19 protein-coding genes and 1 tRNA gene are annotated in these 24041 nt (G+C 51.6%); 12 read left to right on the forward strand and 8 right to left on the reverse strand.

The genetic code is table 11. The annotated features are described in order from the left end of the window. Nucleotides 1–3 precede the first annotated feature (3 nt). The 4 genes from ACZ520_RS07055 to ACZ520_RS07070 all read right to left on the reverse strand — a co-directional run bounded on the left by ACZ520_RS07055 (nt 4) and on the right by ACZ520_RS07070 (nt 4739). Nucleotides 4–1479 (reverse strand): CoA-acylating methylmalonate-semialdehyde dehydrogenase, encoded by a 1476-nt coding sequence (locus ACZ520_RS07055; protein WP_374032611.1) that lies wholly within the window; start codon nt 1477–1479, stop codon nt 4–6. A gap of 118 nt (nt 1480–1597) precedes the next feature. Beyond that, a complete protein-coding gene (locus ACZ520_RS07060) occupies nt 1598–3364 on the reverse strand; it encodes an ATP-binding protein (protein WP_464127832.1) in 1767 nt (588 codons plus the stop codon). 275 nt (nt 3365–3639) lie between these two features. After that, a tRNA-Leu gene (locus tag ACZ520_RS07065) sits at nt 3640–3721 on the reverse strand. 118 nt (nt 3722–3839) lie between these two features. After that, entirely contained in the window at nt 3840–4739 is a 900-nt protein-coding gene (locus ACZ520_RS07070; protein ID WP_374032613.1) for a S1 family peptidase, read from the reverse strand. 308 nt (nt 4740–5047) lie between these two features. Here ACZ520_RS07070 and ACZ520_RS07075 point away from each other — a divergent pair, with 308 nt between their 5' ends. The 12 genes from ACZ520_RS07075 (at nt 5048) to dut (ending at nt 18280) form a co-directional block, all read left to right on the forward strand. Next, nucleotides 5048–6238 carry a hypothetical protein gene (locus ACZ520_RS07075; protein ID WP_088565565.1) on the forward strand — a complete coding sequence of 397 codons (1191 nt, stop codon included), beginning with the start codon at nt 5048–5050 and terminating at the stop codon, nt 6236–6238. A 141-nt stretch (nt 6239–6379) separates the two neighbouring features. Beyond that, nucleotides 6380–7009 carry a hypothetical protein gene (locus tag ACZ520_RS07080; protein ID WP_464127833.1) on the forward strand — a complete coding sequence of 210 codons (630 nt, stop codon included), beginning with the start codon at nt 6380–6382 and terminating at the stop codon, nt 7007–7009. Between the two features lie 41 nt (nt 7010–7050). Further along, a complete protein-coding gene (locus ACZ520_RS07085; RefSeq protein WP_464127834.1) occupies nt 7051–7449 on the forward strand; it encodes a GNAT family N-acetyltransferase in 399 nt (132 codons plus the stop codon). Nucleotides 7450–7688: 239 nt separating this feature from the next. Beyond that, nucleotides 7689–8192, forward strand: coding sequence for a ribosome maturation factor RimP (locus ACZ520_RS07090; protein WP_232468585.1), 504 nt, complete (start codon nt 7689–7691; stop codon nt 8190–8192). 15 nt (nt 8193–8207) lie between these two features. Continuing rightward, a complete protein-coding gene (gene nusA, locus ACZ520_RS07095) occupies nt 8208–9596 on the forward strand; it encodes a transcription termination factor NusA (RefSeq protein WP_464127835.1) in 1389 nt (462 codons plus the stop codon). A gap of 101 nt (nt 9597–9697) precedes the next feature. Beyond that, a complete protein-coding gene (gene infB, locus ACZ520_RS07100; RefSeq protein ID WP_088565560.1) occupies nt 9698–12625 on the forward strand; it encodes a translation initiation factor IF-2 in 2928 nt (975 codons plus the stop codon). Next, nucleotides 12625–13029, forward strand: coding sequence for a 30S ribosome-binding factor RbfA (rbfA, locus tag ACZ520_RS07105; protein WP_464127836.1), 405 nt, complete (start codon nt 12625–12627; stop codon nt 13027–13029). Before infB ends, rbfA begins: the two co-directional genes overlap by 1 nt. Continuing rightward, on the forward strand, nt 13019–13945 hold the full coding sequence (gene truB / locus ACZ520_RS07110; protein WP_088565558.1) for a tRNA pseudouridine(55) synthase TruB: 927 nt from the start codon (nt 13019–13021) through the stop codon (nt 13943–13945). The genes rbfA and truB overlap by 11 nt, the downstream gene beginning before the upstream one ends. A gap of 130 nt (nt 13946–14075) precedes the next feature. Continuing rightward, entirely contained in the window at nt 14076–14345 is a 270-nt protein-coding gene (gene rpsO / locus ACZ520_RS07115; protein WP_011164032.1) for a 30S ribosomal protein S15, read from the forward strand. A gap of 100 nt (nt 14346–14445) precedes the next feature. After that, nucleotides 14446–16539, forward strand: coding sequence for a polyribonucleotide nucleotidyltransferase (gene pnp, locus ACZ520_RS07120; protein WP_464127837.1), 2094 nt, complete (start codon nt 14446–14448; stop codon nt 16537–16539). Between the two features lie 3 nt (nt 16540–16542). After that, nucleotides 16543–17811 carry a M16 family metallopeptidase gene (locus ACZ520_RS07125; RefSeq protein WP_088565555.1) on the forward strand — a complete coding sequence of 423 codons (1269 nt, stop codon included), beginning with the start codon at nt 16543–16545 and terminating at the stop codon, nt 17809–17811. 19 nt (nt 17812–17830) lie between these two features. Continuing rightward, the gene (gene dut, locus ACZ520_RS07130; protein ID WP_088565554.1) at nt 17831–18280 is read left to right on the forward strand and encodes a dUTP diphosphatase; all 450 of its coding nucleotides are present in this window, start codon (nt 17831–17833) and stop codon (nt 18278–18280) included. 372 nt (nt 18281–18652) lie between these two features. Here the strand turns inward: dut and ACZ520_RS07135 are convergent, their stop codons facing one another. From ACZ520_RS07135 to ACZ520_RS07150, 4 genes are read right to left on the reverse strand one after another with little or no spacing between them, the layout of a single operon-like run. Continuing rightward, the gene (locus ACZ520_RS07135; RefSeq protein ID WP_088565553.1) at nt 18653–19231 is read right to left on the reverse strand and encodes a Yip1 family protein; all 579 of its coding nucleotides are present in this window, start codon (nt 19229–19231) and stop codon (nt 18653–18655) included. A gap of 42 nt (nt 19232–19273) precedes the next feature. Then, on the reverse strand, nt 19274–19936 hold the full coding sequence (locus ACZ520_RS07140) for a hypothetical protein (protein WP_464127838.1): 663 nt from the start codon (nt 19934–19936) through the stop codon (nt 19274–19276). Between the two features lie 40 nt (nt 19937–19976). After that, entirely contained in the window at nt 19977–22310 is a 2334-nt protein-coding gene (locus ACZ520_RS07145) for a translocation/assembly module TamB domain-containing protein (protein ID WP_464127839.1), read from the reverse strand. Further along, on the reverse strand, nt 22310–24031 hold the full coding sequence (locus tag ACZ520_RS07150; RefSeq protein WP_464127840.1) for a BamA/TamA family outer membrane protein: 1722 nt from the start codon (nt 24029–24031) through the stop codon (nt 22310–22312). The genes ACZ520_RS07145 and ACZ520_RS07150 overlap by 1 nt, the downstream gene beginning before the upstream one ends. Between the last annotated feature and the right edge of the window lie 10 nt (nt 24032–24041).

Consider the following 24041-nt stretch of genomic DNA (forward strand, 5'->3'; position numbering starts at 1 on the left):
TTTTTAAGACATCCAGTTGCTGTCGTCTTGTTTTTCCCATTTCATTGTTACTTTTTTGGTGTTGGACCAGAAATCCAGGGACTGCTCGCCGGTGATGTCGCCATGACCAAACTTGGAAGCATTCACGCCGCCGAAAGAAAACGGCTCGCGCGGCACCGGAACTCCGACGTTCACGCCGACCATGCCCGTGGAGGCCTGACGAATGACTTTTTCAGCCAGGCTGCCACTGGAAGTGAACACCGAGCAGGCGTTGCCATAGGGATTGCTGTTTTCAATTTGCATGGCGTGAGTGATGTCGCGGCAGCGGATGATGCTTAGAACCGGACCGAAGAACTCCAACGTCGCGGCTTCGCTGTTCGGTGCGACATTGTCCATGATGGTGGGACCTATCCAGTGACCGTGATCCAGGCCCGCTGGCGCCGGAGTGTTTCGACCATCCAGTAAAATTTTGGCGCCTTCTTTTTCGGCGCGGGTGATGGCGTCTTTCAAAAATTGCACTTGCGATTTCGTGATGATGGCCCCCATGTCTTTTCCAAGAACCAGGGACTGGGCGCGCTGAATGATTTTTTGAATATGATGATCGACGTCACCGACGGCCAAAACCACCGCCGCAGCCATGCAGCGCTGACCGGCACAGCCAGTGAACGAATCACTGATGCCAGCTCCGGTCAGTTCAGGATTTGCGTCCGGCAAAAGGACGATATGGTTTTTAGCGCCCCCCAATGCCAGGACCCGTTTTCCCAAAGCAGTGCCACGCTGATAAACTTGCTGGGCCACTTTGGTGGAACCCACAAAGCCCACGGCTTTGACCTGAGGATGATCAATGATCGATTCAACGGTGTCTTTGCCTCCGTGCAGAACCTGGAACAATCCATCCGGCAGCCCGGCTTCCTGAAGGGCCGCGGCGATTTTCATCGATGTCAACGGCGTCTTTTCAGAAGGTTTCCAGATATAGGCATTTCCCAAAGTCAGAGCGATAGGGATCGTCCACATGGGAACCATTGCCGGGAAGTTGAAGGGCGTGATATTTGCGATGACTCCCAAAGGTTCGCGGCGGAATTCACAACTGACTCCGCGCGAGACTTCCATTTTTCCGCCCAGATCCATGTTTTGCAGGGACAGGGCGTACTCCAGAACTTCGATGCCCTTCATCAGGCCGGCTTTGCCTTCAGCAAAGGTTTTTCCAGATTCTGAACTTTTTAAGTGGGCAATTTCATCCAGATCGCGCATCAGGATGTGACGGAAGTTGAACATGACTTTGGTGCGTTCTTTCAAAGGCACATCGGCCCAGGTTTTTTGGGCCGCATGAGCTTCCTGGACAGCCAGATCGATGTCTTTGGCGGTGGAGGCATGAAGGCCACCGATGATTTGTCCATTATAAGGACTGACAACCTCCATCGCCGGGCCGGAACCTTTTTGGAATTTTCCGCTGACAAAATTTTGGCAGGGGATGGGAGTGGTCGGAATTTTTACGCTCATGAATTTCTACCTCTTTGCAAAAATGAAGCAGAAACTCTAAGTCAAAAGAGATGAATTGAATAATTACAATGAAGTATTTAATCCCATGAAAGCAAGAAAGTGCGGACTAAATTGAACATTACAATGTGCGATCTTGTAATGAAGAATTCTTGTCACCAGAGGTGAGCAGGTCCGAGATGGTATTGATAAGGTCGGAAGTCTGAACCGGCTTTGCGATGTGCACATGAAAGCCCGCAGCCAGAGCGCGTTCATGTTCTTCAGGACGGGCGTGTGCAGTCAGGGCCACGGCCCACAGATTTTCCGTGTTGGGTAAAGTGCGAATCATCTTAAGCAGGCTGTATCCGTCCACATCAGGCATGCTGATATCACTGAGCAGAATCTGGGGATTGAAAACCTGATACAGATCGAATGCTTTTTGGGCTGAGTCCGCCGTCACGACGTTCGCTCCGGCTTTTTTCAACACAATACTTAAAAGATTTCTGGTGTCGGCATCATCATCGACGATCATGATGCGAACTTCATCCAGAGTTTTTGGGTGTTCGGGATTTGTTTCCACAAAGTTCTCGTAACCAAAGTGGCTGGTTGTAAATCCTTCGTGCAACTGCGCGGCCAGCACCGGCAACGTCACCGTGAACTTGGCTCCCTGATTGGGACCGGCGCTGCTCGCTGAAACAGTCCCGCCGTGTCCCTCGACGATGTGCCGGACAATGGCAAGTCCCAGTCCCAGCCCGCCATAGCGGCGGGTGGTGGTGGCGTCCTCCTGACGGAAGCGCTCAAAAACATAGGGAAGAAAATCCGGATCAATGCCTTTGCCGTTGTCGATGATATCTATCTGCACCCGGGACTCAACGTTGGACAGTCTTACGGTGATGTTGCCACCCTTGGGAGTGAACTTGATGGCATTGGAAAGCAAATTCCACAGGACCTGTTGCAGGCGTTCAGGATCGCCGCCGACAGCTTTGATCCGCTCCGGGCCTTCCACGCGCACCTTGATGTTTTTTGACTTTGCTGCAATCTGTACACTTTCATAAGCGGCTTCCACCACGGATTCGATTTCAATGGGCTTCACGTGCAGTTGCAGCTTGCCGGAAATAATACGTGAAACATCCAGCAGGTCACTGATGATCTGCACTTGAATCTGGGCATTGCGATGAATGGCGTTGATAGAGGCTTGAGCTTCTTCCGGTGTTGTTGCGGGGTCTTTCAGAATATCACTGTGCCCAAGAATGACATTTAAAGGAGTGCGCAGTTCATGCGAGACGGTGGCCAGAAATTCGTCTTTCAGGCGGTTCGCGGTTTGCGCCTGTTCATACAATCGCTGTCTGCTGGCGGCCTCTTCTTTTAATTGTTTGTTGGCCAGTGCCAGTTCCTGAGTGCGTTCCTGCACCCGCTGCTCCAGATCCTGATACAACGTGCGGACCTTGGCTTCAGAAGCTTTGCGCTCCGAGATGTCGTGCAGAAAAGAGCCAAACAGATGCTTGCCGTTGTATTCAAACGGAAAGATGGTCATCTCGACCGGGATTTCGTGGCCGTCACGATGAAGAGCGGTGATTTCCATCCGCTTGTTCAAGACCGGCCCTTCCCCCGTGGCAATATAGTGCGCCAGGCCTTTTTTGTGTGCTGCGCGGTACTTGTGCGGAATGACGATTTCAGAAAGTTCTTTTCCCAGGGCTTCAGTGCGTTTCCAGCCGAAGGTTTTTTCCGCCTGACGGTTCCAGTCGGTAATCAGCCCCTGGCTGTCCATGCCAATAAAGGCGTTGTAGGCTGAATCCAGGATGGTCTGCGTCCGTTGTTCGCTGATTTCAAACCGATCCAGCAAAGTCTTTTCAGACTCCGACAGGAAGAAGCGGGCGGCTTTACTGCGAAACCAATCAGCAAGTTTCATGAATAAAGGATAGCGTGTTTAAATTAAAGCGACCGCAATTTGTTTAAAAATGCCCCTCTTGGGGGATGTGGGTTGTGGGGTGGCAAAATGAGGTAATGAACAGGCGGCATCTGGCAATAGAGAATGTTGTAGGATGCCAATTAGAACTCGAAACCTATTCCCGCAGCCAAGGAGAATATTTTTGAGAATATCCAGACTTTTTTAGGTGTAAAGTGCGAAGCCAGAACCAAAAAGAAAGAGCGAGGATGTGTTCGAAGAATTTAAAGGGGAAAGATTGGTGCGGGTGGAGGGACTTGAACCCCCATGCTTTCGCGGGAGATTTTGAGTCTCCTGTGTCTACCATTTCACCACACCCGCAGTGAGACGTCTTTTGTATTGAATTTGCCCGGAACTGACAAGGATTTTTTAAATAAAAAATGAAAAAGGGGCCTATTAAGCCCCTTTTGTCATGAATTTGCCTTAATTTTAAGCTGACTTAAAGCTTATTGATTTGATCGTTGATCCAATCCAGGTGTTCGCGAACGTCCGTGAACAGGGCAACACCGTGGCAGACGCGCACTTTCTTTTCATCGGTCGCGCGGTTGTCGACACCCATGGAAGTGATACCCACCAGAGTCAGGTCGGAACCGACTTGATTATAAAGCGGACCGCCCGAGTCACCCGTGCAAACGCCCGTGTTAGTCTGGTCGACGATGATGGTTTTTGGAACGGAAACTGATTTGCCCACCAAAGCCAGATAGAAGCTGGTACCCAGAACATTGGAGGAAGGTGTGGAGGTGAAGCGCAAAGTTCCAGAGTCTTCGCCTTTTTCCGTGGTGGTTCCATAGCCCGTCATAACCAGACGGTCCGTGGGTGCCACACTATAGGATTTTTGCGGCAGTTCGCGAATTTTATAACCTTCAGGGATGGTGCCAGAGAATTTCAACACGGCCAGATCTGTCGAGGCGTTGTTAAAGTCTGTTTTGTTCCAATAAGAATAAGCATCAGGCACGGCCGTGTCGGTCACGATACGCAAAGTTCTTTTCGGAGCCGAAGAAACGCAGCCCACGTTATTGGAGAAAGCGATGGCCGTCTTGCCGCCCCAGCGGGAGATGCAGTGAGCCGCCGTCAGAACTTTATCTTTGGCGACCAGGGTTCCGGTGCAGATGCTGGTCTCTTCTTTATAATTCAAATGGATAACCATGACCGTGGAAGAGCTCAGCTCATTCCCGGAAGCCAGAGTTTGGCCGTTCACAATACCAAAGGATTTCCCGGATACTTCACAGTTCGAAGGTTCGACCTTCAGGTCGCTGCCGCCGCCGGAGCCGCCACATGCACTAAGAAGAGAAAGAGAAAGAAGAACAGCAGAGGAACGAAGGAATAGAGCAGGGGACATCCAGGAATCTCCTTATATATGGTCTACGCTCCGGCTTCACCGGATCACTATGAAGTGAGGTTTTACCAAATTTATCCATAGTCAGGGGCACAATGACCCTGGTTTGCAAGAATTTCAGAAACCGTACTGGAAGTTGTCACAAATCCCGTCACTCCGGAAAAAGCGGTGTTGAGAGGGGGTTCCCGAGATACCGGGGATATCAATAACTTAGACGCCGGCGACGCTTTTTGGCGCTGTTGGCATCAGGCTTGCTCTATGCGACCAGTGACTAAAAGGTTTTTATATAACCAGAACCACGAGGAGATTCTATGAAGAAGTATTTCTATATACTTGCTGCCTTGAGCATCGCGCCGACGTTTGCTCTTGCTCAAAGTATTGAAAGCGATGTTGATGCTGAGCTTGACCAAATGTATTCAAGCCAGACAGCACCTGCAGCTCCAGCCGCTCAGGCCGGAATTGCCAACACTGCACCGGTAAGCGGTCAGCCTATCTATATTTTGAATCAGGCGACACCGACTTCCACAGCTCAGTTGCAACAGCAACAAATTCAGAAGCAGCCTACAACTATTATTGAGGCTTCTCCACTGACTGAAAGCCGTGCGGAACAAATCCGTCGTGCCCGTCAGGACGCTGAAATGCAAACAGAGCAGCGCATTGTTGAAAAACTGGAATCTGCTCGTATGGAAGACGAGAAAAAACGTGCTAACGTGTTGTTCGGCGACAAGTTCAATCAAATGAACGAACAACAACAGCAACAACCTCAAGCTGTTCAACAGCCTGTGTATGCACAGCCTGTTCAGGTTCAGCAGGTTGAAGAACCAAAAGAAAATACCCGCGACATCATTCGTGAGGAACTGGCTGCTGCCATGAAAGTGGAAGAAGAAACAGCTTTGGCTCCAATCGAAACCAAGTATGTAGCTGGCGTTATCGGGGTGGGTGACTATCCAGATGTTAAGAACGTTAAAGGCAACTACTCTTTGGGTGTGGCTTTCGGTACTAAATACGACAACTTCGTTGTTGAAGGTACTTTCCTTTACTCCAACTACACAGTTGAAGGTCAGGGTTACTACTCTGGTGGTTACGGCTACGGCTACAACTATCCATACAACAACGCCAGCACCTGGATCCCGAACAATATCGACGTGAACCAGTACTCTGGTCAGTTGGCTGCGAAAGTTCAGTTGTTCAGCGGTATCATCAAGCCAGTCATCGGTGGTTTGGTGTCTTACTCTTACAGAGCGTTCAGTTGGTCTAACGACAACTACGGTTACTACAACGATACAACGGCGAACTCTCACGCGATTGATATCGGTACTATCGTGGGTGCGGACCTTGAGTTCTCTCCGAAGTACTCTTTGGGTGTGGACTTCCGTTACATGTGGAATCTTTCCAGCCGTGTAAACGCGGAAAACACCTGGATGTCTGGACCTCAGTATGGGACTCCGATCGAAAAACTGCAGTATTACGTAATGTCTATTGTCGGACGCGTAAATTTCTAATCTAATTAGAAAAGTAAGAAGTTAAATTCCTCAAGTGGTTAGACCCCCGTTCGAAAGAGCGGGGGTTTTTTATTTGCGGGGAGACAGATTGGGGTTCGGGGAAATGTAGACTCCTCGGCTTTTCTTGGGCATAGTTTCTTTATGCGCTTTCTTTTGATTTTCTTTTTTACGATTTCGGCTCAAGCGGCGACTCTGGTGACGGAGACGGTGGGGCAGGTGTCTGATTATGTGGTCACCAGTCGTGAAGTGCAGATTTCTTTGGTGATTGGGCAGGTTTTAGAGCCCAATGCGAAATTGCCTAAAAACACTTTGCCGGAAGTGCGTCCGGGGCAGCCGGAGTTTTCCGGTGCGGTGACTCAGGTGTTGCTGGAGCAGGTTGTGGCTTTGGAAGCGGAAAACTTCAATGTCGCCAGTGTGCCGGATGGGGAAGTCGATGCGGCGGTGGCCAAAGTTGAAAAAGCAGTGGCGGGCCGGGCTTACTGGGCGGGGATTGAACCTACGTCCGCAGAAGTTCGCCGTTTCACCACACGCAAGCTGATTGCCAAAAGCTTTTTAAAGTTCAAAACCAACTCCATGACCGGGATTATCACCGATCAGGAGGCGCAGGCTTATTACGAGAAAAACCGCGCCAAGTTCGGAAGCTCTCCGTTTGAGGATTTCCGCGACAATATCAAGGCGTTCCTGGCGCAGCAGCAACTGGAAGAGCGCATCCGCTCATGGTTTGAAGTCATCCAGCGTAAATACAAAGTCCGAAATTTCGTGGCGGAATAACTATGCACGTGGAAGTTCTCAAAGGGCTTCATAAGCCCGCAATGCGAGCCCTGGTGGAGGCGATTCATGCCGAGCAGGGGTTGATGCCGTCTTTTTACTGGCCCCAGGATCTTTTGGGCGCCGAGCTGGCCACGGCTGAAGCCATCGGCGTGTTCGAAGGCGAGGTTCTTACGGGTTTTGTCCTGTACCGTGAAACCCCGGATGTTTGGGAGATCTCTTTGGTGGCGACCCATCCTCAGTTTCGCCGTCGCGGGTTCATGGAGCACCTGTTGGGGCATATGATCGCCGCAAAGGGTCAAGGTCGGGCGTTGTGGCTGGAAGTCCATGAAGAGAATGTTTCAGCGCAAAAACTCTATGAAAAACTCGGGTTTACAGAAGTCCGCCGGCGTCCTCGGTACTATAAGGACGGGGCTACGGCGATTTTGTACTCACTGTCCTGACCCATCCGACCCCCAGGGGCTCAGCGCAGATAAACCCTTGCACTTCTTCGATTTTCTTGTTAATTTGGATCCGTTCAATGGGCCCCGCAGGCCCATTTTTTTTTGTACCGGCCCCGCCCGGGCAGTTCCCACATGTCGACCCAAAACGTGCGACGAGGTAGCTGAGACAGGTTCTTAGGGGCTTGTTTGAGCTTATTTTATTTTTAGGATTGAACGAAATGTCAGAGTCTCCATCTTGGATGGCAAAAGTAGAAAAGATCGCCAACGACGTAGCGGCCGCGCAGGGCTGTTTGCTTTACGATATCGAATTCGTTGGTTTGGGTAAGGGGCGCACGCTTCGTCTTTTCATCGACAGAGAAGAAGAAGGCGCGATCAGCATTGATGATTGCTCCAATGTGTCCCGCGGCTTGAGCGAAATCCTGGATGCGGATGAAGAGATGATTCCTGGTGGCGAATACAATCTGGAGGTTTCCACTCCGGGGCTGGATCGTCATCTTAAGAAACCATGGCACTTTAAAAAAGCGATTGGCAAAAAGGTTTACATTAAAACCACCAAGGCGCTTGAAACCATGGGTGTGGAAGACAAGAAATGGAAAAACGCCAAAACCGTCGAAGAGGTTCTTGAATCCGCCGACGAGCAGGGCGTTCGCTTTGTTGTGAAGGACGTGGAGATCAAAATCCCGTACGCGATGATCGACAGGGCAAAATTGGTTTTTGAATTTACTAAAGGTCAGAAAAAGTAACGAGAGAGGAAAATCATGGCTGAAAATGTGTTTTCAGATCTTTCCAAGGTGATTGATCAAGTCGGAAAAGACAAAGGTATCGACAAACAGGTTGTTATCGATGCAATCACTCAGGGCATGCTGGTAGCGGCACGTAAAAAATACGGAACCTACCGCGAGATCGAAGCAGCTTACAACGAAGACACCGGCGAAGTTGAACTGTTTGAGTTCAAGGAAGTCGTTCCTCGTGAAAAGTACATCGACGAAGAAGTTGAGATTCCTCTTGATGAAGCGCAAAAGCTGGATCCAAACGTTCAGTTGGATGACTCCATCGGTATCAAAATGGAAGCTTCCGACCTGGGCCGTATTGCCGCTCAGACTGCGAAACAGATCATCATGCAGAAAGTGCGTGATGCTGAACGCAACATCATCTTCAACGAATTTGAAGAGCGCAAAGGTGAGATCGCTTCCGGTATCGCACGTCGTGTTGAAAAAGGCGCGATCGTTGTCGATTTGGGCCGCACTGAGGCTTACATCCCGCCTCGTGAACAGATCCCGGGCGAACAATACAAGCCAGGCGACCGCATTCAGGGTTACCTTTCTGAAGTTCGTCAGACGACACGTGGTCCTCAGATCATCATGTCCCGCGCTGATGAACGTTATTTGATGAAACTTTTCGAAATGGAAGTTCCAGAGATCTATGACGGTGTTGTTGAGATCATGGCTGCCGCTCGTGAACCAGGACAGCGCGCGAAAATCGCGGTTCGTTCCAAAGACAACTCCGTGGACCCGGTAGGGGCTTGCGTGGGTATGAAGGGTTCCCGTGTTCAGAATATCGTTCAGGAACTTCGTGGCGAGAAAATCGACATCGTTCCTTGGGACGAGGATATCACTCGTTTCGCGTGCAACGCTTTGGCGCCTGCGGAAATCTCCCGCGTGTTCCTTGATGATGCCAACCGCGAAATGGAAATCGTTGTTCCGGACTCTCAATTGTCTTTGGCTATCGGTAAACGCGGTCAAAACGTGCGTCTGGCAGCGAAACTGACGACTTGGAAACTGGATATCATTTCTGAATCTTCAGCGGCTTCCCGTACTGCGGAATCCATCTTCAATCTGATGTTGATCCCGGGTATGAGTGAAACCATGGCTCAGAACATCTTCCAGTCCGGCTTCGGTTCCTTCCAGGCTGTGGCGACGGCGGCTGTTGATGAGTTGATGACCATCCCTGGTTACGACGATCCAGATAAGGCAGAAAAGCTTTCCAACGAAGCCAAAGCCCTGGTGGCGAAGTATGAATCTGAAGGTGTGCCGGTTCCAACCGCTCCTTCAGTTGCTAAGGACAAAGGTTCCAACGTGTCTGCGAAAGAGCAGGCTGATCTTCTGTTGAAACAAGAGTTGAAAAAACTCGAAGCGGAAGAAGAGTAGTTTTTAGTTATTTGGATAGAGAACAACAACGCCGCCCTGGCAAAGTATCAGGGTGAGGCAGGCTGCCCCGGAAAGTTCCGGGGTCTAGGCAGGGAGACTGAGTGAGTAATCCAAAGGTTTTTGAATTTGCAAAAGAGATCGGGATGACCCCGCTGGCCCTCATGGACAAGATCCGCGAGTGGCATTTGCCGGTGAAGAGCCACATGGCGGAGCTGGAGCCCGAAGTTCTGGAGCAGATTAAAATTAAACTCAGCGGCGGAGAAAAATCCGCTGACGAGGCGAAACCAAAAAAGACAGCGGCTCGCAAAGCGGCGCCGAAAAAGGCGGCTGCAGCTGCTCCGGCTCCTGAAGCAGATGCTTCTGCGGCGGCGGCAAAAACTCCTGTGATTCGTCGTAAAAAAGACGAAGTGCCTGCTGAGGCTCCAAAAGCCAAAGTGGTGGCGAAGCCTGAAGGCGAAGTTGAAGAGGCGGCAGCGGCTCCTAAAACCACACGTGTCGTGGTGAAAAAGCCGGCTGTAAAAGCGGAAGCGGAGGAAGTTGAAGAAACTCCGGAAGTGGAAGCGGCCCCGGTTGAAGAAAAAGCCCCAGCGAAAGCGGCAGTGAAAGAGGAAGCTCCGGCTCCGGTTGAAAAGGCCGAACCTGTGGTTGCCAAAGAAACTCCTGCGGCACCGGTGGCGCCAGCGGCTCCTGAAGCTCCGGCTCCTCAGGCCCGCAAGAAGGAAGTTGTTGTGGGCACGAGCGGTGTATCCAGCTCGGCCACACCGGCTTCTGCTCCTAAAAGAAATATCATCGGACGCATGGATCTTTCCCGCGTTCAGTCTCAGGCTCCGCAGCGCCCTCAAGGCGAGCGCCCTGCAGGTGGATTCACTCCACGTGCCGGTGGCGAGCAGCGCGGTGCCAGTGCAAGCTTCACCGGACAGCGTCCGGGGGGCTTCAATCGCCCTGCGGGTGGAGCGCCAACGCGCAACATCCGTACAGGCTTCGTAGCTGCGAATCAGCCGCCTGAGCCTATTGCGGATGCAGGTGCGGATCGCGGTGGTCGTGACTTCGACAAGCGCAAGCGTTTTGGTGCCCCTGCGGCGCCAGCGGCTGCGGGTCCGGGTGCGACAGGTCGCGGAGGCGAAAAAGAGGAAGAAGTTGTTTCATTCAATGCGGTTGAGTTCCGTAAGCGTGAGATGGTCTTCCAACCGAAAAAGAAAAAAGGCATGTTGGAGCGTGACGCTATGAAAACACAGATCACGACTCCATCCGCTCACAAGCGTGTTGTAAAAGTGAATAACACGATGAAGTTGAGCGACCTTGCCATGGAAATGGGTCTGAAGGCTCCTCAACTGGTTCGTGAACTGATGAAACAGGGTGTGATGGCCAACATGAACATGGATCTGGATTTCGACACGATCGCGTTGATCGTGCCTGAGTTCGGCTGGGAAGCACAAAACGTATTTAAAACGGCGGACGAAGTTGCTGAACAGACGGCATTCGGTGATCTGGATGCAGCTCCAGTGACTCGTCCTCCAGTAGTGACTGTTATGGGTCACGTCGATCACGGTAAAACATCCCTTTTGGATGCGATTCGCAATGCGGACGTGGCCAAAGGTGAGGCCGGCGGTATCACGCAGCACATCGGTGCTTATAGCGTGAAAATCGAAGATGGCAGCCTGATCACATTCCTGGATACTCCGGGCCACGAAGCTTTCACGGCAATGCGTGCCCGTGGTGCCAATGCCACTGACATCGCGATCATCGTGGTGGCGGCGGATGACGGTATGATGCCTCAGACTCAAGAGGCGATTAATCACGCCAAAGCAGCGGGCGTACCAATCATCGTGGCAGTGAATAAAATTGATAAACCAGGCGCCAACCCAGAGCGTATCAAGCAACAGTTGACTGAGCTTGAAATCGTTCCTGAGGAGTGGGGTGGATCCACGATCTTCTGCGAAGTTTCCGCTTTGAAGAAGACGGGTATCACCGAATTGCTTGAACAGATCAAACTGGTTGCGGAAGTGGCCGAGTTGAAAGCAAATCCAAAACGCTCCGGTACCGGTCTGGTGATCGAAGCGAAGATGGAAAAAGGCAAAGGCCCTGTGGCGACTTTGCTGGTTAAAGACGGTACGGTTGAAGTGGGTCAGTACATCGTTGCTGGCACCATGAAAGGCCGCGTTCGTTCTTTGACCAATGACCGTGGTGAGCGCGTTCAGTCTGCGGGTCCTGGCATCCCTGTTGAGGTGCTGGGTCTTGAGGCGGTTCCTGCGGCCGGTGACAAGTTCGACATCGTGAAAGACGAAGTCACGGCGACCAAGGTTTCTGAATTGAGAAAAGAACAGGCTGAAAAAGCAGCAGCGGCTCCGGCGGCGAAACTGTCTCTGGATGAGGTGTTTGCGAAGGTGAAGGCCGGTGACGTGAAAGAGCTTGCGATCGTCTTGAAAGCCGATGTGCATGGTTCTTTGGAAGCGATCAACGGCATGCTTGCGAAACTTTCCACTCCGGAAGTTAAAGCCCGTGTTATCCACTCTGCAGTGGGTGGTATCAACGAAGGTGATATCGTTCTTGCCAACACGGCAAAAGGTATCGTTCTGGGCTTCAACGTTCGTCCGGATCTGGGTGCGCAGGCGAAAGCAAAACAAATGGGCGTGGATGTTCGTACGTACTCTATCGTTTACGAACTGATCGACCAGATGAAAGCGGCCATGGGCGGTCTGTTGTCTCCGGACATCGTGGAAGAAGTCCTGGGTCGTGCAGAAGTGCGTAACGTGTTCACTGTTCCTAAAGTTGGTACGATTGCAGGTTGCTTCGTTATCGATGGTAAAGTTCAGCGTAACGCGAGCATCCGTTTGCTGCGTGAAAATAAAATTGTATACGAAGGCAAAATTGCCTCCCTTAAACGCTTCAAAGACGACGCCAAAGAAGTGGCTTCCGGCTATGAGTGCGGTATCGGTATCGAGAACTACAACGACGTTAAAGTGGGCGACCAGATGGAAGCCTTCGTTAAAAAAGAAGTGGCTCGCGAGCTAGAGGGCGGAGCGAACTAATGAAGAATATGGGTGATGGGCGCCGTGTTGCCCGCGTTGAGCGTGAAATTCAAGCGACCATTGCTCAGTTTCTGATTCGTGGTTTCAAAACACCGTTGCCAGGCCTGGTGACGGTGGCTTCAGTGAAAATGCCTGCGGACCTTCGTGCCGCGAAAGTCTATGTCAGTGTTCTTGGGGACGAAAAACAGCAGGATGAAGCGCTGGATCTTCTTCAGGAGCGTGCCTTTGAAATTCAGAACTACATCGGCAAAGAGCTGAAAATGCGCTATTGTCCGAAGTTGACCTTTTACTTGGATCACGCCACCGAGCAGGTGCTGAAGGTTGAAAAAATCCTTCACGAGCTTGAGCTTGAGCGCAAAGCCAATAATCCTGGCGAAAGTTCCGACGAATCCGATGACGAATAAAAATCAATTCAATGGTCTGCTGCTGGTGGATAAACCTTCAGGGATCTCCAGCCATGACGTTGTGGCGCGTTTGCGCCGCATTCTTTCCACGCGTGCCGTGGGGCATTCGGGAACTCTGGATCCGATGGCGTCGGGCCTGATGGCTTGCCTGGTGAACGAGGGCACGAAACTCAGCCAGTACATTCTGGAAGGGGACAAGGGCTACCGTCTGCGCGCGCAGTTCGGGCTTCGCACCGACACCTTGGACACAACCGGCGAAACCCTGGAAACCAGCTCCACCGACCACCTGACCCGTGAACTGATCCTGTCTGAAGCCCTGAAGCTTCAGGGCGAGATGGAAGTTGAAGTGCCTATTTACTCGGCAATCAAGGTTCAGGGTAAAAAGCTTTACGAATACGCCCGGGGCGAGCAGGAAGTGGCCATCCCCAAGAAGGTCATGAAGTTCTGGGATATTGAGCCCGTTGAAATCGGCCCGGACTGGGCTGAGTTTGATATCAAATGCAGCAAGGGCAGCTATATTCGCACCTGGATTGACCTGTTGGGTAAGGCCCTGGGGTGTGGGGCGGCGATGAGCGGCCTGCGCCGGACGTGGTCCTCACCCTATAAAATTGACCAGGCTCAGACCCTGGAGCAGATTGAAGCCACGGTCAAAGGCGGTATTTTAAGCCCGGCCTTTGTTCCCATGGAGCTGGCTTTGCCTCAGGTGAAACGTATTCGAATCAAGGGGCAGGACAAGGTCCTTTTGGGCAATGGCCAGATCAGCCATGACCTTAGATCCCAGCTTATTTCCGCCTTCAACCCCGATGTGGACCAGTATATCCAGGTTCTGGCCCAAGAAGGGGGCGAGCTTTTGGCCGTGATCGGCCTGGAGCCCGGCCGGGGGTTCGTTCTACGCAGGGTATTTAAATACTCTTGACCCGTATGGGGCTTGGGTTTAAACCATAACTTCACAAAAAATCTCTCTGGAGCGACAGCCATGACGCCCGAGGGGGATGTGATAACTAAAACCATTTCAGGGCAACCTGAAAACACTTAAGGAGACGCTAATGGCAGTCACTAAAGATCAAACATCTCAGATCGTAAAGAAATTCAAAACTTCTGACCTGGACACTGGTTCCTCTGAAGTTCAAATCGCTCTTTTGACAGCGAAAATCAACGATTTGACAAACCACTTTGCGAAACACAAAAAAGACCACCACGGCCGTCGCGGTTTGGTGACTATGGTTAACAAAAGAAGAAAACTTTTGGATTACCTGCATCGCAAAGATGTTAAAAAATACCAAGACCTTATCAAGGCTTTGGATATCCGTAAGTAATCAAAAGATTCTAAATGCAATGAAGGGGCGCAGAGCCCCTTCGTCGTTTCAAGCCACAGCAGCAGAGCATAAGGCTCTGTGATAACTTCAAGGAGATTTAATGAAAACGACTGTCACGACATCGGTGGGTGGAAAACAAATTACCATCGAAACAGGCCGTTTGGCGAAACAAGCGGATGGCGCCGCTTTGGTAAGCTCCGGTAACAACATGGTTCTTGTTACTGCAACTTCCTCTAAAAAAGCCTCTGAACTGGATTTCTTCCCTCTGACTGTTGAGTACATCGAGAAGTTCTACGCAACAGGCAAAATCCCAGGTGGTTACTTCAAACGTGAAGCAAAACCAACCAACGATGCGGTTCTGATCGCTCGTCTTATCGATCGTCCTATCCGCCCTGTATTCCCTGAAGGCTACCGCCACGAAACACAAATCGTTGCGACGGTGTTGTCTGCGGATGGCGCATTCCCACTGGAAATTCTGGCGAGCCTTGGTGCATCCGCGGCTTTGCATTGCTCTGACATTCCATTCAACGGTCCTACTGCAGCTGTGCAAGTGGCTCGCGTTGACGGTCAGTTCATCGCCAACCCAACTCCACAACAAATGGAAAAGTCCGACATGGACATGATCGTTGCGGGTACTCGCAATGGTTTGTTGATGGTTGAAGGTGAAACGAAATTCATCTCTGAAGCAGACGCTTTGGCAGCTTTGAAATTCGGTCACCAGTCCATCATCCCTCTGTTGAACGCACAGGATGAGTTGCGTGAAAAAGCCGGCTCTGTGGCGAAACGTGCTTTCACGGCTCCATCCATCGATGCAGACTTCAAAGGCAAAGCTGAAGGCCTGTTGAGATCCAAAATTGCAGCGGCCCTTTCCATCAAAGAAAAGCAGGACCGCTATGCAGCTGCCAACGAAGCAGCGGCTGAAGCTGAAAAAGCTCTTCTTGCAGACATCACTGACAAAGAAGTTCTGAAACAGCGTAAAAAAGAACTGAACACTATCGTTGAAGATCTGAAATACCAGGAAGCTCGTTCCATGATTCTGGACCGCGCTGTTCGTATTGATGGTCGTGACGTGAAAACTGTACGTCCGATCGCGAACGAAGTGGGTATCCTGCCTCGTGCTCACGGTTCCGGCTTGTTCACTCGTGGTGAAACTCAAGTATTGGGTACTGTGACTTTGGGTACGGCTGACGACGAACAAATGGTTGATTCATTGTTGGGTCTTCAGAAACGCAAGTTCATGCTTCACTACAACTTCCCTCCATACTCTGTGGGTGAAGTGGGTCGTATGTCCGGTACCAGCCGTCGTGAGATCGGTCACGGTAACCTGGCAGAACGCGCGATCAAAGCGGTTCTTCCGGACTTCGAAAAGTTCCCTTACACAATCCGTATCGTGTCTGAAGTTTTGGAATCCAACGGTTCCTCTTCCATGGGTACTGTTTGCTCCGGTATCATGGCTTTGCTTGATGCGGGTGTTCCTTTGAAAGCGAACGTTGCCGGTGTGGCAATGGGTCTGATCAAAGAAGGCGACCGCGTAGCAGTTCTGACTGACATCCTTGGTGACGAAGATCACCTGGGTGACATGGACTTCAAAGTGGCGGGTTCTCCTGCCGGTATCACCGCTTTGCAGATGGATATCAAAATTGACTCCGTATCCTTCGAGGTGATGGAGCAGGCTTTGGCGCAAGCTAAAGAAGGCCGCGCTCACATCCTGAATGAAATGGAAAAAGTGATGAAGGTTCCTCGTGGTCAGATCTCTGAATTTGCACCTCGTATCGAAACCATCAAAATCAAGCCAGACAAGATCCGTGAAGTGATCGGCTCCGGTGGTAAAGTGATCCGTGGTATCACTGAAGCTACTGGCGTTAAGATCGAGATCCAGGACGACGGTACTATCAACATCGCGTCTGCTGATCCGGAAGCAACCAAGAAAGCAATTGCAATGATCAACGACATCATCGCTGAAGCTGAAGTGGGCAAGACCTACAAAGGCCGCATCGTGAAAATCGCTGAGTTCGGTGCTTTCGTTGAAATCCTTCCGAACACACAAGGTCTGTTGCACATCTCTGAGATCGCCAACGAACGTGTACGCGCAGTGACTGACGTACTTAAAGAAGGCGAAATCATCGATGTGAAAGTTCTTGAAGTGGACCGCGCTGGTCGCATCAAGCTTTCCCGCAAGGCTTTGCTACAGTAATAGATGAATACAAAGTTCAAAAAATCTGAACTTTCTAACGGGATCCGGGTGGTGAGTGAACTCCATCCAGGGTCCCGTGCCGTTTCTATGGGCATTTGGGTTTTGACGGGCACCCGGGATGAAACTCCTGACGTGGCCGGAATTTCGCACTTGCTGGAACACCTGGTGTTCAAGGGAACCAAAACCCGTTCGGCCTATCAAATTGCCAAATCTTTGGAAGCTCTGGGCGGGGAGCTGAATGCTTACACCACCCGCGAGTACACTTGTTATCATGCGCTGGTTCTGAAGGATCACTGGGAAAAAGCCCTGGATGTTCTGGCGGATCTGGTTTCGAACATGAAGCTGACCCAGAAGGAATTCGACCTTGAAAAGGGTGTGATCCTTCAGGAAATCGCCATGTCCGAAGACAGCCATGAAGACATGGTCTATGACGTGTTCTATGAACAGGTCTATGGCGCACATCCATTGGGTCGTCCTATTCTGGGCACGCCGGTGTCGGTGGCGCGCATGAAGCAGACCCAAGTGATGAACTATTATAAAAAAACCTACACCGGCAAAAACATCATCGTCAGCGCCTCCGGGTGCATTGACCATGATGATCTGATGGCCGGGATCCAAAAGCGCCTGGGATCAAAAAAGAAAAGCGAACTGAAAAACACCCGTCGCGTGCCACGCTGGTTGAACCGTCGTCACGTCGTTGAAAAACAGGCGGAGCAGGTTCACATGCTGTTGGGTCTTCCCACGGCGAGTTTCCAGGACAAACACCGTTTTGAAGCGGTGGTCACCAACACTTTGCTGGGCGGCGGGATGACCTCGAAGCTGTATCAAAGTGTGCGTGAAAAAAGAGGCTTGGTTTACTCGATTCATTCCAGCCTGAACACCAACATTGATTCCGGCATGCTGACCATTTATGCCGGCACCGAGGCGAAAAATGCGCGCAAGGTGGGGGATCTGATTTCGAAAGAATTCGCCAAGATCCGCAAAAGTGGTGTCACCAAGGCGGATGTTGAAATGTGCAAAACCCAGGTTGTGGGAAGCATTCTTTTGGGCTCTGATGATATCGAAAACCGCATGACCTCACTGGCTGTGAACGAGATGGTCTTTGGCCGTTATCGTGCGGTGGAATCCGTCATTGATGAAATCAAAGCAGTGACAGTGGATTCTGTGAACGATTATATTCGCAACGTCCTGGATCTGGACAAAGCCGCAGGCGTTCTGCTGGGCCCTGAAGTGACCAAGCTTCAGGACTGGTGGAAAGATCTAAAACTGTAATTTTTGGGAAGGGCATCACATGCAAAAGCTGGCTGTAAAAATCAAAAAACTTGAAAACTTCCATGGCGAACTGCCTCAGTATCAGTCTTTGGGCGCCAGTGGTTTTGACGTGCGCGCCCAGCTTGCAGGTCCGGTGATTTTGAATCCGGGCGAAAGAGCGATGATCCCAACCGGCCTGAGCTTCGAAATCCCACTGGGTTACGAAATCCAGGCACGCCCCCGCAGCGGCTGGGCAGCAAAAAGCGGCCTGACTGTATTGAACACTCCGGGCACCATCGATGCTGATTATCGCGGCGAAGTAAAAATCATCGTGATCAACCTGGGCAACGAAGCCGTCACCATCAACGATCAAGAGCGTTGCGCTCAACTGGTGCTGGCACCCGTAATCCAAGCCCAATTCGAACTTGTAAACGAACTAAGCGACACCGAGCGTGGCGCAGGTGGGTTCGGCTCCACTGGAAGAGCTTAAGCGCGACCGTTGAAAAAGGCCCATCTGACTTCGTTGTTGGGCCTTTCGCTTCACTCCGACGTGCAGGAGCACGCCTCCGTTGCGCGAAAAACCCTCCGCCTTGCATCTGGGCCTTTTTGAACGGTCGCTTGGTTGCGTGGTAGTGGGGGAAAGAACTTCAATTATTCGATTTAAAAGAAGCCTGTTAATAATTTGAATTCGAGAAAGAGGGTCTGTCTTGGTTCCGGCAGACTGATGCCAGAAACGGAAGCGACCTCCGTGGGCGCCACGACGGCGCGCACCGGCGCGCAGCGCGGGCCACGGCAGAGCCCGGACGGCGTGTCGCGGAGTTGCAGGCAGCAGACTGACGGAGCCAAGACAGGCCCGTCGTATCTACCCAAGGCGTTCAAGCCGGGAGATGTCGATTCGGTTCCACAGCCAGATGATGAAGACGATCGCAAACAGGATTGTGACCAATCTGAGGGCGCGGCGCTTTTCCATTTGGAAGTTTTCAGTCAGGCCCACGGCCATCAGCAGAGCGGTGAAGGCAAAGCCCACCAGAGTGATCGGTGGCAGCAATTCAGAACCCACTTGGAAAATAAAGAACGGGATGTTCGCAAAGAGCACCAGGGTGAAGATCTTGCGCAGGGAACAGGTGCGTTTTTCAAAAACCTGGAAGTAATAGTAAATGAACAAGGAACCGATGAAGGTCGTCACCGCCGCCACGATCGGGGACACAATAAAGCCCCCCATGATGCGGAAGAAGTTTGGCGGAACCAGGCCCGTCAAAACTCCGGAGATGATCGACAAGGCCACCAAAGTCATGATCAACAACGGCCAGTTCCAGTCAGGAAGAGTTTTGATTTTTTCAACCGGGTGGCGAAGGTAGTTGATGATGTAGCGAATGACCTCTTTGGTCATTTCAAAAGAGGGCTGCTGCTTGTTCGGTGTGACGTCACGATAGTCGCTCATACCCTTATCTCACCACCACGCTTTAAGTCTGGCAAGGCGTATTTAGGAGTCCCGAAGATCCATTTCCGCCAAAGTTTGCGCGCGCTCCAGAAGCAAGCCCGAGTTTTCAAGAGCCGTATCGGGTAAAGCCCCCAACGAACTTAAACTGTTCAAGTCCTTGCGGCGGACCCATTGTTTGTGCAGGCGATATCCCAGATGCAAAAACAGACTGCCTTTCGGGGTGTCCTTCATTTCGACCTCACCCACTGGCAACGGAAAGGCGCGCAGGTCGGCAGGGCCGGCTTCCAGATCACTGTCGCAGATCCGGGTGATGCTGACGACCGAAGGGGACTGTTTGCGCAAGATATCCTGAAGCTCCAGGAAGGTTGGGGTGTCGAGCACCAGATGGAACTTGCGATTTTGGGATTCTTGCTGCTTCAGAAAATATTCAAAGCGCTCCTGGCGCAGGCGGGTTTTGTTCCAAGGCAGATGCAGAGTGAAAACCTCATACCCGTGTTCGGCCAGATACGGAGTGTAAAGGTTCCAGTAAGTGCTGAAATAAAACATCGAGCGGGGGCCGGTCACAAACAGCATCGGGAAGCGGGTCAAAAGACAATTGGGTTTTAGTTCAAAGGCCACGTCTTTGTGACGACGAGCCCGGTTGGTCATCAAGGCCAACCCCAGAATGAAAACCGCCAAAGAAAGAGTAAATACAATAACGTCCACAGTTGATTATAGAAATTCTTCCGCGGAAAAATCAAGGCATCTAGAACCGGCGCATCCATTCCAGCAGGGTTTGCACCACATCGGCGCGGTCATCTTCCTGGCTTAATTCTGTTCGAACGGACCAGTTGCCGCCCAGGCGGCGGCGCAAAGTGAACTGCCGCTGCTCGGTCATGTTCGACTGCATGCTGAAGGTGGTGTTGTCATCCAGACGCATGCGCGCGGTGTAGGACTGACTGTTGGGGTCATAGCTGATGGACTGAATCGGGGTGGATGAAAGGAACAGCAGCGAGAACAATCCCAGTGCGCCATCAGAAACCGCCCGGCTCATATTAGAGGTGGAATTGACTTCGTCTTCGTTCAGTTCATCCAAAGACTTGTCGAAGAGCAACACGGACAGGATCTGCTGTTGATTCAACTGGGGATCGCTTTCCAGATTCACAATCGGGCGTTGCGTGTTTCCCAGCAACAGGATGCGGATGTCCACTTCCGGGTTTGAATACGAGATCTTGCCGGAAAGTTCCGGTGCCACGGTGTCAGGATGGAAAATCAGATCCACATTGTTGACCGTGGCTTTTTTGCGGAAGAACTCAAAAGGAAAGCTCTGCACCATGACTTTTCCTTGAGGCTTGCGATCATTCTGCGCCTGAATATCCAGAGCAATAGGCACCGGGCTTTGCAGCAGGTTTGAAGAAATCAGCACCGGTTTTTCGGTTTTGATTTTCACTGACCACTGCAGCTCAAAAGGAATTTTGCTGGGGGCGGAATTTTCCTCTTCCGTGATATCAAGGTCCTTGCGCATGACAAATCGTTTGTCCGGAAGGAGTTGTGGGGGGATGGCCAGACGCAATGGCGGGGCCTGCAGGTGGACGTCCTGCAAGATAACATCGGCATGAACTTTCAGTCCCTGGGGCTTCAGGACTTTCCCCAGAGTTTCAAGGTCGGCCTTGGCCTTAACAAATAATTTCTGATTTTTGGAACTGAGTCGTGTCTGTGCCGTCGCATCAGCCGTTAGAGGTGAACCCAGGTCGGTCAGTTGTGCGTGCAGGTCAAGATCGACATCGCCCTTAAGCACGTGCAGTGGTGCAGGGATGGCAAAGGGCGTGGATTCAAAAAGGTCCTTCCACACCACAAAGTCCGGAATGCGCAAGTGAACTTCGGCAGCGGCTTTGGCGGCTGTGATTTCCATCGGCTTTTGCAGTTTGATTTCAGTTTCACCGTTGATCCTGACTTGTCCCTGCAGGAAGGTGTTGGCTCCCGTCAGTTCGGCCTGGCCGTCAATTCGGAGGCGCTCGGAAGCCCCTTTTCCTTGCGTGTGGGCGGCCAGTGTCGCCTTTAAAAGTGTATCGACGTTTTTAATTCCCGCGCGGTTTTTGTCCGGTGTCACGATCAGACCGCACTGCAATCCGGCTTTGGCAGGATAACCTTTTTCTGAATCCAAAGTGGACTTGATGGCGCAGCCTTGCAGACGCAGTGAAGTTTTGCGCCAGATGTTTTTTAACTGGATATCGCCCAGGGTGATATCCAGTTCCTTATCCGACCAGTGCAGGTTCACGGCGGGGTCGAGTTTGATTTTTCCATAGCGAACCAAGGGTTTGGCTTGGGCGCGAAGATCGCGGCCCCAGGTGGCAGTCAAAGGTGTTGCAATGCTCAAGGAAGACGTTGAGACCTGTGCCTTTCCATTGATCGACAGCTTTTGTAAATTCAAAAGGATGTTGGACTGCACCTTGGCTGCAAATGATCCTTCCTGTTCGGCCTGGGCTGAAAGATCGAAATTAAGTTCAGCAGGAAGTGGGGACGACCGGCGAAGGACTTCGGCCTGTGCCAGCAGCGGAGCCCCTTCGGGGAAATTCACGCGTATATTCTTTACCGACAGACGCAAAGACCCCATCAGATTAAAATCCAACTGTTGTGGCATCAGCTCGGCAAAGGCGGGTAGTTTCAAGTTTGGAAGCAAAGACTGAGGCTCTTCGGGCGCCTCTTCTTTGGCGGGCAGATTCAAAGTCAGCTCAGAAACTTCCATGGTGACTTCGCGCAGTTGTTCCAATTGCGGACGCCAGTTGGTGAAGGCCATGGCGACATCAATTGAAATACCCGGCGCACAGGTGTGCAGCAGCGGCGCATAGGACACACACAGATTCTTGGCCGAAACTTGAATGCGCTTATGTGTCCAGTCGGGGCTTTCAAATTTAAATTCAAGATGATCCCAGGATATTTTCAGACTTTCCGGAGCATATTGCAAAGCCCAGCGTACATTCTTTTCATTGATGACGACTTCAGGACGCATCCACACATAAGCCAACGCGCCGATCAACAGCGCCAAAAGAAGCAGTACAGTCAGAACAAGAATCTTGAGGGTTTTCTTAAGCACAGCCATCAGAACTCCCTTCCGAAACTGAAGAAGAACTGATAACCCGGATCAACATCATTGGGAACAGGATCAATCACAAAGCCCCGGCCCAGGGTGGCGCGCATAGAGCCGATGGGCGAACCCCATCGCAGTCCTGCGCCAGGAGAATAATACAGGGCAGAGCTGAGCTTCATGGATGACTCGCCTCCTTTGGCGGCATCAAAAAAGATCAACGGTTGTAAGTTGTAGGGAAGGACATCGCCCGCTCGCAATTCGAGGCCCTGATAGATGTAAGTCAAATAACCTTGTCCGTCCTGAGGCAACTGCTTACGAGCAAACCCGCGCAAGTCGGCATCACCACCCATGAAGAAGCGCCAGTTGACAGGGATTTGGCTGCTTTGGGTGAAGCCATCCGGCAGGATGAAAGCTCCCATAGATCCGCGCCAGCCCAGAATCAAAAATGGAGGGTCCCAGCCCTGAATATTCCAAAGCACCTGGTGACGCAGAGTCAGACGGTGCAGGTCTTCATTGGCGACGGCGCCCTCAACTTGAGACGCGGAGTTGAAAGTGATCGTCCAGCCTTTTTGCGGATCGGCCAGATAGTATTCATACATATGGCTGGTCAGGCTGACTTCAGTGCCCAGATATAAAGAGTCAATCCGATATGGTCCCGGCCCGCGAATGACATCCGTGCGGGTCAGATAAGGACCCAGTTGAAAACTGCTGGTGGCGGTGGACCACTCTTTTCCGAACGAGACCCCCGAGCCCAGCTCATAAGTCATGGCCTCATAGTTGCTTTCGGATTCATGACGAATTTTTGCTCCGCTGATCAGATGTGTTCGCGAGCTTAAGTCATCCAGAAAGTAGTGATAGTGATTGAAGGTGATGTATTGCTCGATGAACGAGGCATAAAGTGAAGTCTCCAGTGAATCCGCGGCGGGCGTCAGGCGCGCCTGTTTAAAGGTTGATTTGACCAGGGCTCCACCTTCGGAATCAAAACCCACGCCAAAGCTGAGCAGGCGGGGCTTGGCCGGGATCACTCGGCGCACGATCGAATAGCTTCCGTCTTTCTGGCAGGCGATGTCGTAATAGGTGCTAAGAAACAAGTCTTCATTCAGGACACGGGTGGAACTTAGTTCCAGCAAGCGAATGTCGAAGGGGTCCCCGGGTAAAAAGGCAGAAAAGCGTTCCAAGATGGCCGGGTCCAAGTCCTCTTCACCCACAGTCGGATAGGCTCCAAATGTGGACGGGGATCCTGCGTTCACATCCAGCAGAAATAATCCTTCATCAATGATCCCGCGAGACTCAACCTGAGGGCACACATAGCCGTGTTCCTGCAGACGGCGCAGGGCCCATTTGTTGATCTCATCCAGAGTGTTCGGGGTGAACGGACGGTTTAAGATATACCGGCGTTTTTTCCAGTCCCATTCAGGCGGGGCGTGCAGAACGTTGAATTTCTGCACATGGGACTTGGGGCCGGTCTGCACCAGCAGCAGGTCTTTTTCATAGCTGAATTGGGCCTGATGATAGGCACGGCTTTGCAGAAAACTTTTCAGAAAGAAAATGCGCTGATTGTCAGGAATGCTTTTCCAGGCGTCATTTTTGGAGGTGCCGCAAAGCCAGTCTTTCTCGGTGTCGGTGAATTTGATCTCTTCACTGCCTTCAATGCGAATGCCACACAGGGATGTGGTGGCCGCCTTGGCAGAAACAGAGATCAGAAGTGTCAGCAACAGCAAGAAAAAGGGCATGCCTAGAGTT

It is taken from the genome of Bdellovibrio sp. BIS2, assembly GCF_055398295.1.